4 protein-coding genes are annotated in these 1,613 nt (G+C 27.0%); all 4 read left to right on the forward strand.

Features of this window, described 5'->3' with window-relative positions:
- Positions 1-147 precede the first annotated feature (147 nt).
- A complete protein-coding gene (locus ON24_RS01705) occupies positions 148-393 on the forward strand; it encodes a carboxypeptidase-like regulatory domain-containing protein (RefSeq protein ID WP_016358644.1) in 246 nt (81 codons plus the stop codon).
- 27 nt (positions 394-420) lie between these two features.
- A complete protein-coding gene (locus tag ON24_RS01710; protein WP_040681728.1) occupies positions 421-987 on the forward strand; it encodes a hypothetical protein in 567 nt (188 codons plus the stop codon).
- On the forward strand, positions 984-1,334 hold the full coding sequence (locus ON24_RS01715; RefSeq protein WP_016358642.1) for a hypothetical protein: 351 nt from the start codon (positions 984-986) through the stop codon (positions 1,332-1,334). Before ON24_RS01710 ends, ON24_RS01715 begins: the two co-directional genes overlap by 4 nt.
- A gap of 96 nt (positions 1,335-1,430) precedes the next feature.
- Positions 1,431-1,613 (forward strand): hypothetical protein (locus tag ON24_RS01720; protein ID WP_152411878.1); only part of this gene is annotated, 183 nt, incomplete at its 3' end.

Consider the following 1,613-nt stretch of genomic DNA (forward strand, 5'->3'; position numbering starts at 1 on the left):
TAGTGTTATAGAAAATATTCCAACAAATAAACTTGGAAAACGTTTTGCTGTTGCAAACTTCATTACTTCTCAAAATATTGCTCAGTTTAGAAATGGATTTATTAGTGGTATTGGAAAAAAGTAGATGACACCAGTAAAACTTATACTGTGCATTATACTATTAATGATGGTACAAATCCAATTACTGGTGCAAGTGTAACATTAAAAAATAAGGTTACTGGAGAGGTATATGCTAGTGGAAAATCTGGATCTACTGGTGGTTGCAATATAAATAATGTTCCTATGGGATCATATGTTGCAACCGTAAAATGTACTGGTTATACTACTGTTACAGATGATTTAGATGTTGAAGGGAATGTTGCAGATAAAATTGTATCTTTAACTGCAACATAATAAATAATTATAGAAGGGTTATTTAAGATGAATAATTTTGATTTTAATATCATTGAATTAAAAAATTATCTTAAAATGAATAATATAACTTTGGATTTAACTGATGAAGAATTAATTAATTTGTGTGAAGTTAAATTAAATCAACTTGAAGGTTTAATTGGAATAAATATTAATCCAAAAGTAAATACTATTTACATTAATAATTTTTCATCCGATGTTATTCTTCTTGATTATTACCCTGTACTTTCAATTCAAAAATTAATTATTAATGATAAAAACTTAAATTTAGATGATTATATGCTTATACCAAAGGAAGGTATAATATATTTTAATCATATTTTTAATGGAAAAATTGAATTAGAATATCTTGTTGGGTTTACTCAACAAGAATTTAACAGTACAATCAAATCATTACTATATGATATTATATTATATACATTTCAAAAAGCAGATAATCAATTTGGTGAAATATCATCAATAACTGAAGGTAATGTGTCTATTTCATATAATTCAAATACATCACTTTACACACAAATCAATAATAAAATTAATTCTTTAAAAAATAGGTATCATTGTAGGTGTGTGATGTTATGAGTTTATTCTTCCCAAATGCTAAAATCCGTGTTTATAGATATACTGAAACTGGAGATTATGATGATGATGGGGAACCTGAATTTGTAAATAAATTCATTGCAGAATATATAGCAGATATTCAGAAAAAAAGATTTGATAATGAAAACTCCGAACATGGTAATGAACAAAAAAATCAATATATAGCAAATCTTGAACCATCAGCAAACGTTCAAGAAGAAGATATTATTCTCTATAATGGACAATATTTTAAAGTTTATGGACGTCCAGCATTATGGAATCATTTCTTAAATCATATGGAATTAACCTTATTTGAATTACGTGTACCTCCAATAAAATTAGAAGATTAAAAACATTACTCATTTTTTTTAAATTTAAAAAATTTTTTTTACTTGGGGATATGGATTAATATGTTAGGTTTTAAAATTGATATATCTGGATCGGGAATGGAAAAATTATCACAAAAAACATATTCGGCAATCCTTTCTGATGTTCTCGATCATATTACTGATGAGGCAGTACATGAAATGATGAAACCAGGTGAAGGTGTAGCTGGGGGGAAAAATCCAAGTGGAGGAGCTCCTGTAGATACTGGAAATTTAAGGGGAAGTATTGTTTCTTATAAAGGG

The sequence above is a fragment of the Methanobrevibacter boviskoreani JH1 genome (assembly GCF_000320505.1).
Classification (GTDB): domain Archaea; phylum Methanobacteriota; class Methanobacteria; order Methanobacteriales; family Methanobacteriaceae; genus Methanarmilla; species Methanarmilla boviskoreani.

What these genes read in the sequence shown, in the direction of transcription:
- ON24_RS01710 (WP_040681728.1), top strand. Translation starts at nt 421, where the DNA reads ATGAATAATTTTGATTTTAATATCATTGAATTAAAAAATTATCTTAAA.
- ON24_RS01715 (WP_016358642.1), top strand. Translation starts at nt 984, where the DNA reads ATGAGTTTATTCTTCCCAAATGCTAAAATCCGTGTTTATAGATATACT.